Source organism: Caballeronia sp. NCF2 (genome assembly GCF_023631205.1).
Taxonomy (GTDB): domain Bacteria; phylum Pseudomonadota; class Gammaproteobacteria; order Burkholderiales; family Burkholderiaceae; genus Caballeronia; species Caballeronia zhejiangensis.
Genome location: NZ_JALQDN010000002.1, coordinates 252,869 through 266,891, shown reverse-complemented (window position 1 = coordinate 266,891; position 14,023 = coordinate 252,869). Strand labels below are relative to the sequence as shown.

Here is a 14,023-nt window from a genome sequence, read left to right as displayed (position 1 = left end):
TTCGTCGGCGGCGATCACGTTGATCGGATCGGTCGGCAGAAGCTGCGGGAAGGCGAGCGGATTGCGGCCCCAGATCATCATCGCGATGGTCTGCAAGAGGATCGAGACGCCGATCGCGGTAATCAGCGGCGCGAGACGCGGCGCCTTGCGCAGCGGCCGGTACGCGACGCGTTCGATGGTGTAACCGACGATCGCGCAGACGATCGCGGCGATAACGAGCGCGATCGTCAGCATGATCGGCCCGGGCAAGCCGGGCGCGTGATTCTGCATGACGCCGATGGCGGAGAGCGCGACCATCGCGCCGACCATCAGCACGTCGCCGTGCGCGAAGTTGATGATGCCGAGAATGCCGTACACCATCGTGTAACCCAACGCGATGATGGCGTAGACGCTGCCAAGCACCAGACCGTTGAGGATCTGCTGGATGAAAATATCCATTTAAAGCTCCTTAGCCCCGTGCGATTCGATAACGCCTTTATCACCGGCCGATAAACCGGTGTGAAGTGAAATCTGAAGCGGCACTGCGCGTACTTTTAAAAAACCGGTAAGGGTTGAGCGCCGATCGTCCGCCCGCGGCCGGATGAGGCTGCGAGCGGTTCACGGACGGATACGAAAACAGCGCCGCCGGATAGCTGGCGCCGCCAGACTGCCTACTGCTTGACGACGTCGAGTACGTCCTTCTTCTTGTCCTTGAAGTCGTACAGCGTGATGGTCCCCGCCTTCAGATCGCCCTTGTCGTCGAATGCGATATGCCCCGTCAGACCGTTGTAGTCGGTCGTGGCAATCGCAGCGAGCACCTTGGGCGCTTCGATGGAGTTCGCACGCTTCATTGCATCGACGATCACGTACATCGCGTCATACGTGAACGGCGCGTAAATCTGCACCGGCGTGTGAAAGCGCGCTTCGTACTTCTTCTCGAAGTCGGCTCCCTTGTCCATCTTCGAAAGCGCGAGCCCCGCCTCCGAGCAGACGATGTTCTGCACCGCGTCGCCCGCGAGCTCGGCCACCTTGTCGGTGCAGACGCCGTCGCCCGCCAGAATCTTCGCCTTGATGCCGAGCGCCGCCGCTTCCTTGGCGAACGGGCCGCCCGTCACGTCCATGCCGCCGTACATCACGACGTCCGGCTGGATGCGCTTGATCTTCGTGAGAATCGCTTTGAAGTTGCGCGCCTTCTCGGTCGTTGCTTCGCGCGCGGCGATCTTCACGCCGCCGGCCTGCGCGCTCTTCGTGAATTCGTCGGCGAGGCCGCGGCCGTAGGCACTCGCGTCGTCGACCACGACGATCTTCTTCGCGTGCAGCGTCTTCATCGCGTAGCCGGCGAGGACCGGGCCCTGCAACGCATCGGTCGCGACGACGCGAAACGTCGTCTTGTAGCCCTGCTTCGTGTACTCGGGATTCGTCGTCGACGGCGAAATCTGCGCGATGCCCGCATCGCTGTAGATCTTCGACGCCGGAATCGACACGCCCGAATTCATGTGGCCGATCACCGCAACCACGTGGTCATCGACGAGCTTCTGCGCGGCTTCGGTGCCGACGCGCGGATCGGCTGCATCGTCCTGGGCGTCGAGCTCGAGGCGGATGGAACGCCCGTCGATGGTCAAGCCTTGCGCGCTGATCTCCTCCAGTGCGAGACGCGCGCCGTTTTCGTTGTCCTTGCCGAGGTGAGCCTGCAGGCCCGTGAGGGGTGCCACATGACCGATCTTCACGACAGTTGCTTCGCTCGCGGGCGCTGGCGCCGGCGCGGACGCAACGGGCACGGCGGCGGAACTCGCTGCCGATGCCGCTGTGCTCGCCCCGCCTTCATCCTTCTTGCCGCATGCGGTTGCCATTGCAACCGCAGCCGCGATGGACACGGCGTGAGCAAACTTGAATCGCATCAAATAGGTCTCCTGCGCCTCTAAAAACTGTCGTCGTGAACCCTTCTGGCCTCAAGACGCGCGCATTGTAACGCTAAATATGAGACGAGCAATATTCTTGCGTGGCGGGGTTTTCCAGCATTGCAACCAGCATTTTCGAGCGATTTTCCGGCTAGAGCGCAACCGGGTTGCGATCCGCATTTGTGCAGCAGTTGCACCACAACGGGAACAGGTTTAATCGATCGGTTCCGACGGTTACGTTTGCTTATCCGATTTACGGGGAAACCCTGAAGGCTTTCGGCGAAATTGCTCGTCGCGGCGCGCGCCCCATATCGGTGCTTACGCTTGGTGTCATCTCTCGCGTGAGGGTTCCGTTTCGATGGCGCCCGATGGGTTTCAAGCGCGAAAAAAAAGCGCCCGCAGGCGCTTTTTTAGAGGAAGGCCGCTAGTTACTGCGGCAGCGACAGTCCGCGCGGCAGCGGAAACGAGATCGTCTCTTCGATGCCTTCGAGCGAGCGCACGTTGCGCACGCCGAGTTCACGCAGACGCGCGATCACGGCCTGAGCCAGCACTTCCGGCGCCGATGCGCCCGCCGTCACGCCGATGCGCTTCTTGCCTTCGACCCACCGCGGATCGATCTGCGTCGGCGAATCGACCATATAAGAAGGGATGCCGCGCTTCTCAGCGACTTCACGCAGACGGCTCGAATTCGAGCTGTTCGGGCTGCCGACGACGATCACGACGTCGCACTGCGGCGCGAGAAATTTCACCGCGTCCTGGCGATTTTGCGTCGCGTAGCAGATGTCCTGCTTCTTCGGCTCCTTGATCTCGGGATACTTGCTCTTGAGCGCGTCGATGATCGCGGAGGCATCGTCGACCGAAAGCGTCGTCTGCGTCACGTACGCGATGCGCTGCGGATCGGGCAGATCGAGCTTCAGCACGTCGTCGATATCCTCGACGAGATGCATGCCCTCGCCCGACTGGCCCATCGTGCCTTCGACTTCCGGATGACCCTTGTGGCCGATCATCACGATGTCGAAGCCTTCCTGACGCATCTTCGCGACTTCGATATGCACCTTGGTCACGAGCGGGCACGTTGCGTCGAACACGCGCAGGCCGCGCGCCTCCGCTTCGCTGCGCACCGCTTTCGAGACGCCGTGCGCGCTGAAGATCAGTGTCGCGCCTTCGGGCACGTCGGACAGCTCTTCGATGAAAATCGCGCCCTTCTTGCGCAGATCGGCGACGACATATGCGTTATGCACGATCTCATGGCGCACGTAGATGGGCGCGCCGAACAGTTTGATCGCACGCTCGACGATCTCGATCGCGCGATCGACGCCCGCGCAAAACCCGCGCGGCTGCGCGAGCAGGATTTCGACGTCGGTCTGAACTTCGTTGAGGCTTTCAATCATGGTTACAGAATCCCGATGATTTTCACTTCGAAGACGAGCGCCTGGCCCGCGAGCGGGTGATTGAAATCGAACAGTGCCGCCGTTTCGCCGACTTCCTTCAGCACGCCGGCGTAGCGCCCGCCGTTCGGCGCGTTGAATTCGACGAGATCGCCGGGAGAAAAATCCTCGCCGATCATGCTGTTTTCGCGCAGCGTCGCGAGCGACACCCACTGGACCAGTTCCGGATTGCGCGGCCCGAACGCCTGATCCGGCGTTAGCTGAAAGGTCGAATGGTGGCCGACCTTCAGTCCCAGCAAAATCTCTTCCAACGGTTCGGCGAGTTGCCCTGCGCCTAGCAGAAGCGTCGCGGGCTTGTCGGCGAACGTATTGACGATGTCAGCACCATCGGCAAGCGCGAGCCGGTAATGAAGCGTGACGTGCGAACCGGGTTTCACCTCGGAGATATCGATGATGCTCATGAGTATTGGATGTGGCCGTTCGTTTGAAGGCAGGGCGCAGGCCCCGCATGGGGCGGCTCTTCGGCGCGTGGCAGCGAACCGCACGGCGCCCGTGCGAACCGGACGCCAAAACCGCTATTGTAAGACAGAGTTGTGGCAGCACGCGTCACGCGGCTCAGTCCCGTGTGCGCTTGCCCGCACGCCACGCGGTCCGGGAGCACCGCGATGAGCGCCGATCTGCGGCTCGTGCCGCCGCTCGTCGCACCCGACGGCGACAGTTTGTCCGCGATCGCGCCTCTCCTGCCGATCCGCAAGTGGGCGCGCGCGGACCGGCCGCGCGAACGCCTGCTCGATATAGGCCCGGCGTCGCTGTCGGACGCGGAACTGTTCGCCTTGTTCCTGCGCACCGGCCTTCCGGGGGCCACGGCCGTCGATGTGGCGCGTCAGCTTCTGCTGCGTTTCGGGTCGCTGCGCGGCGTGCTGGACGCGTCGGCGGCGGAATTGCGCGAACTGCGCGGCATCGGGCCGGCGCGGGCGGCGACGCTCATCGCCGTATCGGAATTGTGCCGGCGCGCGCTCGCCGAGAAGGCGCGCGATCGCGAACTGCTGAACGCGCCGGGCGCGGTGGAAGACTATCTGCGGCTCTTGATCGGCACGCGGCCCTACGAGGTGTTCATCTCTCTGTATCTGGATGCGCGCCATCAGTTGCTGCATGTCGAGGAGTCGGCGCGCGGCTCGCTGACGCGCGTGGCCGTGTATCCGCGTGAGATCGTGCGGCGCGCGCTCACGCTGAACGCGGCGGGGCTCATCGTCGCGCATAATCATCCGTCGGGCGGCGTCGAGCCGAGCGCGAACGACCGGCGACTCACCAAGACGCTGCAGGACGCGCTGACGCTCATCGACGTGCGGCTGCTCGATCACATCGTCGTGGCGGCGAACGAGGTCTTCTCGTTCGCGCGGCATGGCTGGCTGTGACGGCATAAAACGTTTGATATTGCAGCGTTTTTCCTGTTAGAATCCTCGTTTGCTTTTCTCAACCCGCCTGTTCTGAACGAATGCGGCCCTCATTGGCATAACCGTGCTGCCAAGTCCCCGATCGGCAAATTGGGCGATAAGAGGCATCGAAGCTGAAAGCGAGTGCTTTCGATTCGAGCGTTCGTCTCGGACTCAACGTGTATTAGGAGTGTCACCATGGCACGCGTATGCCAAGTAACTGGGAAAGGCCCGATGTCGGGCAACAACGTTTCCCACGCAAACAACAAGACCAAGCGTCGCTTCCTGCCGAACCTGCAGAATCGCCGTTTCTTCGTTGAAAGTGAAAATCGCTGGGTGCGTCTGCGCGTTTCGAACGCCGGCCTGCGCCTGATCGACAAGAACGGTATTGACGCCGTGCTCGCAGACCTGCGCGCACGCGGTGAAATCTAAGGAGCACGCACATGGCCAAGGGCGCACGCGACAAGATCAAGCTGGAATCGACCGCAGGCACGGGTCACTTCTACACGACGACCAAGAACAAGCGCAACATGCCGGAAAAGATGCTGATCAAGAAATTTGATCCGGTCGTCCGCAAGCACGTTGAGTACAAGGAAACCAAGATCAAGTAAGCCGCTTGATTTTTGAGTAGCCTGCACGAAGACAGCAGAAAGCCCCGCACCTCGCGGGGCTTTTTGTTTTCCGGCGCCGCTTTAACACGCTTTGCACACGATCGTGCGGGGGTTTTCGCTGTCACGGACTGTTCATGCGCGTTATGCTTGCCGGCTATCGACGAAGAACACGGACGGAGAACCGGCAGCATGAATTTCGATGTGGCGATCGTAGGAAGCGGCCTCGCGGGTCTGAGCGTCGCGCTCAATCTGGCCGAGACGCGGCGCGTCGCGATTCTCGCGAAGCGCGCGGCGAGCGTCGGCGCGAGCGATTGGGCGCAAGGCGGCATCGCGGCGGTGCTGGACTCCGCCGACAGCGTCGACAATCACGTCGACGATACGCTCGTCGCGGGCGGCGGACTGTGCGACGAAGCCGCGACGCGCTTCATCGTCGAAAACGGGCGCGCCGCGATCGAATGGCTCATCGACGAAGGCGTGCCCTTCACGCGCGATGTCTCCGCCGAACTCGGCTTCCATCTGACGCGCGAAGGCGGTCACAGTCATCGCCGCATCATCCACGCCGCCGACGCGACCGGCCACGCGGTGGTCACGACGCTTTCCGAACGCGTGCGCAACCATCCGAACATCACCGTCCTCGAAGATCACTACGCGATCGACCTGATCACGTCCGACCGTCTCGGGCTGCCCGGCCATCGCTGTCACGGCCTTTACGCGCTCGATCTGAACTCGGGCCGCACCGTGACGATCCAGGCGCCGCACACCGTTCTCGCGACAGGCGGCGCGGGCAAGGTCTATCTCTATACGACCAATCCCGACACCGCGACCGGCGACGGCATCGCAATGGCGTGGCGCGCGGGCTGCCGCGTCGCGAACATGGAGTTCATCCAGTTCCATCCGACGTGCCTCTTCCATCCGTATGCGAAGTCGTTTCTGATCTCCGAAGCGGTGCGCGGCGAAGGCGGCGTGCTGCGTCTGCCGGACGGCACGCGCTTCATGCCCGCGCACGACGAGCGCGCCGAGCTCGCGCCGCGCGATATCGTCGCGCGCGCGATCGACTTCGAGATCAAGAAGCGTGGCATCGATTGCGTGTATCTCGACATCAGCCACCAGCCGCGCGCGTTTCTCGAAGCGCACTTTCCGACGATCCTCGCGCGCTGCGCCGAATTCGGCATCGATATCGCGAAGGAGCCGATTCCCGTCGTGCCCGCCGCCCATTACACCTGCGGCGGCGTCGTCACGGACCTCGCGGGGCGCACGGATCGTCCGGGGCTGTATGCGGTCGGCGAGACGTCGTACACGGGTCTGCACGGCGCGAACCGGCTCGCGAGCAATTCCCTGCTGGAATGCCTCGTGATCGGGCGCGCGGCGGCGCAGGCGATCGAAGCGGACGGCTTCTCGAATGGTTGTCACGCCCAACTGCCCGACTGGGACGAAAGCCGCGTGTCCGATCCGGACGAGGAAGTCGTCGTCGCGCACAATTGGGACGAGCTGCGCCGCCTGATGTGGAATTACGTCGGCATCGTGCGCACGGACAAGCGCCTTGCGCGCGCGCAACATCGCATCGCGCTGCTGCGCGACGAGATTCACGAGTACTACGCCAACTTCAAGGTGAGCCGCGATCTGCTGGAACTGCGCAATCTCGTCGATGTGGCGTCGCTGATCGTCGAAAGCGCGTGCTCGCGCCGCGAGAGCCGCGGCCTGCACTACAGCCGCGACTGGCCCGCGACCTTGCCGAAAGCGCTGCCGACGGTGCTGATGCCGCCGGCCGCGCGCCGCACGAGCCTTTAGAGCAGACGCATCGAGAAATCGGCCGCGCGCACGTCTTTTGTGAGCGCGCCGATGGAAATGCGATCGACGCCCGTGTCCGCGATCGCGCGCACCGTGTCGAAGTTCACGCCACCCGACACTTCGAGCAACGCGCGCCCGGCCGTGATGCGCACCGCGTCGCGCATCATGTCGAGCGTGAAGTTGTCGAGCAGGATCGATTCGGCCCGATGTGCGAGCGCCGTCTCGAGTTGCTCCAGCGTTTCGACCTCGATCTGGATCGGCACGCCCGCCTTCAGCGCGAGCGCCGCATCCATCGCCGCGCCGACGCCGCCCGCCGCTGCGATATGGTTTTCCTTGATGAGAATGCCGTCGTAGAGCGCGAGGCGCTGATTCGCGCCGCCGCCGACGCGCACCGCGTATTTCTGCGCGAGCCGCAAGCCCGGCAGCGTCTTGCGAGTGTCCAGAATCCGTGCGCGCGCGCCTTCGATCGCGTCGACATAGCGGCGCGTGGCGGTCGCGACGCCCGACAGCAATTGCAGGAAGTTGAGGCCGTTGCGCTCCGCCGTCAGAAGCGAGCGCGCCGGGCCGTGCAGCAGTACGACCGTGGAGTTGGCCGCCATGCGATCGCCTTCGCGATACTGCCATTCGACTTCGATCGTCGGATCGACGCGGCGCATGACTTCGTCGAACCAGGGCGCGCCGCACAGCACCGCTTCCTCGCGCACGATGATGCGCGCGGTGCGGCGGGCGTCGGCGGGCACGAGGCGCCCGGTGTGATCGCCCGTGCCGACGTCTTCTTCGAGCGCATCGACGACATTGCGTGCGAGCGCATCGTCGAATGCTTCGCCGTATTGCTTGCGGACTTCCTCGAAAATCGCCGGATACGTCATCACGCGGCTCCCACGTTCGAAAACAGCGTTCCGTCCTTGGCGAGATCGCCGCTCGCCTGCACGCGTTTCTTGTGACGCGCCGCGAAGTCGAGCATGCGATCGATCGGCACGCGCGCGCGCTGCCCGATGGCCGGATCGACGTGAATCTCGTTGTGACCGCGTTCGAGCACGTCGGCGAGATTGGCGAGACCGTTCATCGCCATCCACGGACAGTGCGCGCAGCTCTTGCAGGTCGCGCTGTTCCCGGCGGTCGGCGCTTCGATGAAAATCTTGCCGGGCGCGGCGAGCCGCATCTTGTGCAGGATGCCGAGGTCCGTCGCGACGATGAAGCGCTTCGCGTCCAGCTTCACCGCGGCGTCGATGAGTTGCGTGGTCGAGCCGACGACATCCGCGAGCGCGACGACGCCTTCCGGCGATTCCGGGTGCACGAGGATTTTCGCGTTGGGATATTCGTTGCGCAGCAGGTCGAGCTCGATGCCCTTGAACTCGTCGTGGACGAGACACGAACCTTGCCACAGCAGCATGTCCGCGCCGGTCTTCTTCTGGATGTAGCTGCCGAGGTGACGATCCGGCGCCCACAGGATTTTTTCGCCGCGCGCGTGTAGATCGGCGACGATTTCAAGCCCGATCGACGATGTGACCATCCAGTCCGCGCGCGCCTTCACGGCCGCGCTCGTGTTCGCGTACACGACGACCGTGCGGTCCGGATGCGCGTCGCAGAATGCTGAGAATTCGTCGGCCGGGCAGCCGAGGTCGAGCGAGCAGGTCGCGTCGAGGTCGGGCATCAGCACGCGTTTGTCCGGACTCAGAATCTTGGCCGTCTCGCCCATGAAGCGCACGCCCGCGACGACCAGCGTTTTCGCAGCATGATCGCGGCCGAAACGCGCCATTTCGAGCGAATCGGCAACGCAGCCGCCAGTTTCGTCGGCGAGTTCCTGGAGCTCAGCGTCGACATAATAGTGCGCGACGAGCACGGCTTCTTCGCGCTTGAGCAACGCGCGAATGCGCTCCTTCAACTCGCGCTTCCGTTCGGCCGACGGTGCGTCCGGCACGCGCGCCCACGCTTCGCCCACTCCACACGTCAGGCCTTGCGGCCGGTCGTACTCGACGCTCCTGATCGCTTCCATGTCCCTGTCCCCTGCTCCGTGCCAACAACGTAACGCAAGAATCGGCTGCACAAAAACAAAGACCCCGCCAGAGCGGGGTCTTGTGACGTCCTTAAATTTTAACGGATATCGCGCGTCAGGCGTAGCGGCGCAGACGCAACGCGAAGTCCTGCAGCGCCTTGATGCCGCTTTCTTCCGCGCGATGGCACCAGTCCTGCAATTGCGTGACGAGTTGCTCGCGCGATGCGTTGGAGCGATCCCACATTGCCGACAGATCCTTGCGCAGCTCGATGAACGTGCGCAGCTTCTGATTATCCGAAGTCAGCTCCGGCAGTTGCTTCAACTGCGGCTCGTTCAGGCCGTCTTCTTCCTTGTGGAACCACTTGCGCGCGCCGCGCATCAACTGATACTTCTCGCGCGCGCCGGCCTCCTTCAGCTTCGCCAGTTCCTGCGCGTAGGCGTGCTTGAGCGCCTTGCCGTAGCGCGCCATCACTTCGTAGCGGTTGGCGAGCACGGCCTGCAGCGTGTCCTGATCGACGACGGCCTTGCTGGCGGCGAGCTTCGGCGTCGGCGCGACCTTCTTGACCTTCGCGAGGCCGACCATCGACATCATGCGGATGTACAGCCAGCCGATGTCGAACTCGTACCACTTGCTCGACAGCTTCGCGGACGTCGCGAACGTGTGATGGTTGTTATGCAGTTCTTCGCCGCCGATCAGAATGCCGAGCGGGAAGATGTTCGTCGATGCATCCGACGAATTGAAGTTGCGGTAGCCCCACCAGTGCGCGAGACCGTTGACGACGCCCGCCGCCCAGAACGGGATCCAGATCATCTGCACGGCCCAGACCGACAGACCGACGATGCCGAACAGCGCCACGTCGATGACCATCATGATGCTGATGCCCAGGATCGGATAACGCGTGTAGACGTTGCGTTCCATCCAGTCGTTCGGCGTGCCGTGACTGAACTTGCGCATGGTTTCTTCGTTTTTCGCTTCCGCGCGATAAAGCTCCGCGCCTTCGAGCAGCACCTTCCAGATGCCGCGCGTCTGCGGGCTGTGCGGATCTTCTTCGGTTTCGCACTTCGCGTGGTGCTTGCGGTGGATCGCCGCCCACTGGCCGGTCAACATGCCGGTGGTCATCCACAGCCAGAAACGGAAGAAGTGGCTCGCGACCGGATGCAGATCCAGCGCGCGATGCGCCTGGCAACGGTGCAGGTAAATCGTGACGCCGGCGATCGTGACGTGAGTCATCGCAAGCGTGAACAGCAGAATCTGCCACCAGGAGAAGTCCAGCAATCCGTTGGCGAGAAATTCAAGGGAAGAATTCAGCAAGGCAGTTACCTGTGTAGCTGTGAAATTCGGGAAAAATGGCCGGTCGAACAGACTTCGAACAACGCGTTGGGCACATGAAAGGAACGTGCGCAAGTTCGATCGCATTCTACTGCATGCGTTCCAAGTCTTTGTCCTAAAGGTGAAATTTTTTGAATCGTACCAAAACGAGGAAAAACTCACGCCCCGAATTGGTGTTGATTCCGACGCCAAATCGAAAGATTGGTTCTGACGATCAGCGATCAGGCGGCAGGCGCAGCGCTTTCACCGCCGCTTCCGGCATTAAGTACCGATTCGCCGCCCGGGCGGGGCACGCCGTCGATAATCCTTATCTCGCGCTGAGCGTACGGGATTTCAATGCCATGCTCACAGAATAACCGCCAAACCGCCCGATTTACGTGCGACTTTACGCCGCCTGTACCTTTGGCGGCCTCTTCGATCCAGAAGCTCAGTTCGAGGTTGATTCCGTCCGCGCCGAAGCTCGCGAGCAGCGCCGCGGGCGCCGGGTCCTGCAACACGCGCTCGACGCCCTGCGTTGCTTCGACGAGCAACTGCATCGCGCGTTCGACGTCGCAGCGATAGCTCACCTGCACCGCGATCTTCGCGTTGCCGCGCGTGAGAAACGACGAATGGTTCTGCACCACGTCGGTGATGAGCTTTTCGTTCGGAATCAGCGTTTCGATGCCGTCGAGGCCGCGCACCACCGTGTATCGGGTGCGAATCTGCGTGACCGTGCCCTGATTTCCGCTGACATTGATCATGTCACCGAGCCGCAAGGAGCGGTCCAGCAGAATGATGAAGCCCGATACGTAATTGCTCGCGATCTTCTGCAAGCCGAAGCCCAGCCCGACGCCGAGCGCGCCGCCGAACACGCCGAGCACCGTGATGTCGATGCCGACGATCGACAAGCTCACCAGAATGGCGGCGAGGATCATCAGCGCCCGGCCGACGCGCGCGAGCACCACTTTGAGATTCGCGTCGAGCGAGCGGGCGCGCATCAGGCGGTCGTCGAGCAGCGCGCCCGCCCACATCGCGACGATCAGCGTCACGCACACCCACAGCACGCCCGAGGCGAGCGAGAGCAGCGTCATGTGCGCGTTCGCGAAGTTGAAGCGCACGCTCGCCATCCAGTGGACGACGTCGTCCTGGATGCCCATGACGGTGAGCACCATCGTCACCCAGACGATCACGGTGACGAGTTTCTCGAACAGATACAGCAGCGCGTTCGCCTCGTGCTCCGTCTGGCCGCGGCTGAACGCGCGCCGCGCGACGTAGAGCATCGTGTAGATGACGGTGATGCCGCACAGCGGCACGAGCGCGAGCCGCAACAGCGACGTATGGATGAACGGCGCGAGCACGACCTGCGCGATCGACACGAAAACCGTGCCGAGCAACGGAAACAGCGCCTTGTTGAGACTTTCCGCGCCGAAGCGCACGGCTTCGAAACGCGACTGGCGGCGCGCATCGAGCTTCTTGCGAAGCAGACGCGCGCACCACCACGCCACTACGAGCAGGCCGACGAGCGCGGCCACCTGCCAGATCACTTCCGGCTCGCCGAAATCGCGGAAGAGCCGCGCGGAGAGTTCGTTCAGGAAGTGGTTCTGCATTGCTTAAGCGGTTTCTTCGGCCGCTTTGGGCGCTTTTGCGGCGTCCGGCACGCGCTCCAGCACCGCCGCGAAGAAGCCGTCGGTGCCGTGCTTGTGCGGCCACAGCGACAGGAATTCGCCCGTATCGAGATCGATGCGCTGTTCCGCCAGCACGTCGCGCGCGGGCACGACGCGGAAGTTCGGATGCGTCTCGAGGAACTGCTTCACGACGTCTTCGTTCTCCGCTTCGAGCATCGAGCAGGTCGCATAGACGAGACGGCCGCCGGTCTTCACGAGGCGCGCGGCGCTCGACAGGATCGAGAGCTGCTTGGGCGTGAGTTCCGCGACGGTCGCGGGCGACTGGCGCCACTTCAGATCCGGATTGCGACGCAGCGTGCCGAGGCCCGAGCACGGCGCATCGACGAGCACGCGGTCGATCTTGCCCGCGAGACGCTTGATCTTCGCGTCGTGCTCGCTGTCGATCAGCACCGGATTCACGTTCGACAGACCGCTGCGCGCAAGCCGCGGCTTGAGCTTCGCGAGCCGGCGATCGGACACGTCGAAGGCGTAGAGACGGCCGGTCGAGCGCATCATCGCGCCGAGGGCGAGCGTCTTGCCGCCCGCGCCCGCGCAGAAATCGACGATCATTTCGCCGCGGCGCGGGGCCATCAGCGAGCAGAGCAACTGGCTACCCTCGTCCTGCACTTCGATCCAGCCTTCCTGGAACGGCGCGAGACGCGTGAGCGCCGGCTTGCCGTCCACGCGGATGCCGAACGGCGCGAACGGCATTTCGCCGGCGTCGATGCCCGCTTCGGTCAGCGCCTTCAGCACGACCTTGCGATCCGCCTTGATCGGATTCGAGCGCAGATCGAGCGGCGCGGGATAGTTCAGCGCGGCGGCGAGCTGCGCGAGTTCCTCCGGCTCGAAGCGCTTGCCCATCGCGTCGTAGATCCACTGCGGCAGGTTGGTCCGCACGCGCACCGGCAAGCTCGCCGGATCGATCTTCGAGACTTGCGAGAGCCATTGATACTCATCGGCCGAGACGAACGGCTTCAGCGCGGAGAGCCCGGCCGTCTGCATCAGCCCGAGCAGCGCCAGACGGCGCGCCTGGTTGCCGCTGCCGCTTTCCGCGAGATGCGAAAACTCCATCTTCCGGCGCAGCACCGCGAAAACCGCCTCGGCGATCACGCCGCGCTCGCCGTGCCCGAGCTTCGGATGCGCGCGGAAAAAGCGGCTCGTCGCGGCATCGGCGGGGCCGGAAAAGCGGAGCACGTCCGCAAGCAGCGTTTCGGTTTGTCCGATCAGAAATCCATGCAGCCTCATACGCCCTCCCCGGCAATGTCGGCAAAGAGCCATTGCGGCTCAGACGGCGTGAGCGCGACGCGCTCCCCTTCGATAGAAAGACGCCCTTCGATAAACCAGCGCACCGCGCGCGGATAGATGTCGTGCTCGACCTTGAGCACGCGCGCGGCGAGCGCGGCGGCATCGTCGCCGGCGACGACCGGCACCGCGCCTTGCGCGACGATCGGCCCGTGATCGAGCGTCGGCGTCACGAAATGCACGCTTGCGCCGTGCACGCGCACGCCTGCGTCGAGCGCCTGCTGATGCGTACGCAAGCCCGGAAAACACGGCAGCAGCGACGGATGAATGTTGAGCATGCGCCCGGCATATTTCCCGACGAAGGCGTCGGTCAGCACGCGCATGAAGCCGGCCAATACGACGAGATCGGGCTCGAAGCGATCGATTTCACGCGCGAGCGCGGCATCGAACGATTCGCGACCGTCGAACTGACGATGATCCACCACGTTCGTTTCGATGCCGTTCGCGGCCGCGAAGCCTAGCCCGGCGGCATCGGGCCGGTTGGAAATGACCGCGCAGACGCGAGCCGGCCAGCCTTCGCGCGCGCATGCACGCACGACGGCCTCCATGTTGCTCCCGCGTCCGGAGATCAGAATGACGATTTTTTTCATCCGCGGATTTTATCATTCGAAGGGTGCGAGAATCGTGCCAAACGGGTTCGGTCAGGCATCGCGCC

Annotated in this window: 14 protein-coding genes; 4 read left to right on the top strand and 10 right to left on the bottom strand. The window is 63.5% G+C overall.

All coding sequences use genetic code 11. The features are described 5' to 3' along the window. The 4 genes from NCS02_RS03390 to NCS02_RS03375 form a co-directional block, all read right to left on the bottom strand. Positions 1–438, bottom strand: a 438-nt coding sequence (locus tag NCS02_RS03390; protein ID WP_250522884.1) for a branched-chain amino acid ABC transporter permease, incomplete at its 3' end; no start/stop codon positions are given. 212 nt (positions 439–650) lie between these two features. Next, a complete protein-coding gene (locus NCS02_RS03385; protein WP_008351162.1) occupies positions 651–1,877 on the bottom strand; it encodes a branched-chain amino acid ABC transporter substrate-binding protein in 1,227 nt (408 codons plus the stop codon). A 428-nt stretch (positions 1,878–2,305) separates the two neighbouring features. Beyond that, positions 2,306–3,268 (bottom strand): 4-hydroxy-3-methylbut-2-enyl diphosphate reductase, encoded by a 963-nt coding sequence (gene ispH / locus NCS02_RS03380; protein WP_008351164.1) that lies wholly within the window; start codon positions 3,266–3,268, stop codon positions 2,306–2,308. 2 nt (positions 3,269–3,270) lie between these two features. Further along, a complete protein-coding gene (locus tag NCS02_RS03375) occupies positions 3,271–3,726 on the bottom strand; it encodes an FKBP-type peptidyl-prolyl cis-trans isomerase (RefSeq protein ID WP_008351167.1) in 456 nt (151 codons plus the stop codon). Positions 3,727–3,930: 204 nt separating this feature from the next. Between NCS02_RS03375 and radC the strand changes: the two genes are divergently transcribed. From radC to nadB, 4 genes are all read left to right on the top strand, one after another. After that, positions 3,931–4,680, top strand: coding sequence for a RadC family protein (radC, locus tag NCS02_RS03370; RefSeq protein ID WP_081851872.1), 750 nt, complete (start codon positions 3,931–3,933; stop codon positions 4,678–4,680). Between the two features lie 216 nt (positions 4,681–4,896). Further along, a complete protein-coding gene (gene rpmB / locus NCS02_RS03365) occupies positions 4,897–5,130 on the top strand; it encodes a 50S ribosomal protein L28 (RefSeq protein WP_008351171.1) in 234 nt (77 codons plus the stop codon). Positions 5,131–5,141: 11 nt separating this feature from the next. After that, positions 5,142–5,309, top strand: coding sequence for a 50S ribosomal protein L33 (gene rpmG / locus NCS02_RS03360; RefSeq protein ID WP_007180630.1), 168 nt, complete (start codon positions 5,142–5,144; stop codon positions 5,307–5,309). Between the two features lie 189 nt (positions 5,310–5,498). Continuing rightward, complete coding sequence (nadB, locus tag NCS02_RS03355; RefSeq protein ID WP_244807747.1) at positions 5,499–7,097, top strand: L-aspartate oxidase; 1,599 nt, start codon at positions 5,499–5,501, stop codon at positions 7,095–7,097. On the opposite strand, the gene nadC is transcribed toward nadB, so the two are convergent. From nadC to purN, 6 genes are all read right to left on the bottom strand, one after another. Next, complete coding sequence (gene nadC, locus NCS02_RS03350) at positions 7,094–7,966, bottom strand: carboxylating nicotinate-nucleotide diphosphorylase (RefSeq protein ID WP_244807746.1); 873 nt, start codon at positions 7,964–7,966, stop codon at positions 7,094–7,096. The genes nadB and nadC overlap by 4 nt on opposite strands. Further along, complete coding sequence (gene nadA / locus NCS02_RS03345; protein ID WP_250519321.1) at positions 7,966–9,093, bottom strand: quinolinate synthase NadA; 1,128 nt, start codon at positions 9,091–9,093, stop codon at positions 7,966–7,968. The genes nadC and nadA overlap by 1 nt, the downstream gene beginning before the upstream one ends. Positions 9,094–9,208: 115 nt before the next feature. After that, positions 9,209–10,405, bottom strand: a complete 1,197-nt coding sequence (locus NCS02_RS03340) for a DesA family fatty acid desaturase (RefSeq protein WP_008351187.1) — start codon at positions 10,403–10,405, stop codon at positions 9,209–9,211. 239 nt (positions 10,406–10,644) lie between these two features. Beyond that, positions 10,645–12,009, bottom strand: coding sequence for a mechanosensitive ion channel family protein (locus tag NCS02_RS03335; protein WP_250519319.1), 1,365 nt, complete (start codon positions 12,007–12,009; stop codon positions 10,645–10,647). A gap of 3 nt (positions 12,010–12,012) precedes the next feature. Beyond that, on the bottom strand, positions 12,013–13,311 hold the full coding sequence (locus tag NCS02_RS03330; protein WP_008351189.1) for an RsmB/NOP family class I SAM-dependent RNA methyltransferase: 1,299 nt from the start codon (positions 13,309–13,311) through the stop codon (positions 12,013–12,015). Next, the gene (gene purN / locus NCS02_RS03325; RefSeq protein WP_244807745.1) at positions 13,308–13,958 is read right to left on the bottom strand and encodes a phosphoribosylglycinamide formyltransferase; all 651 of its coding nucleotides are present in this window, start codon (positions 13,956–13,958) and stop codon (positions 13,308–13,310) included. Before purN ends, NCS02_RS03330 begins: the two co-directional genes overlap by 4 nt. Between the last annotated feature and the right edge of the window lie 65 nt (positions 13,959–14,023).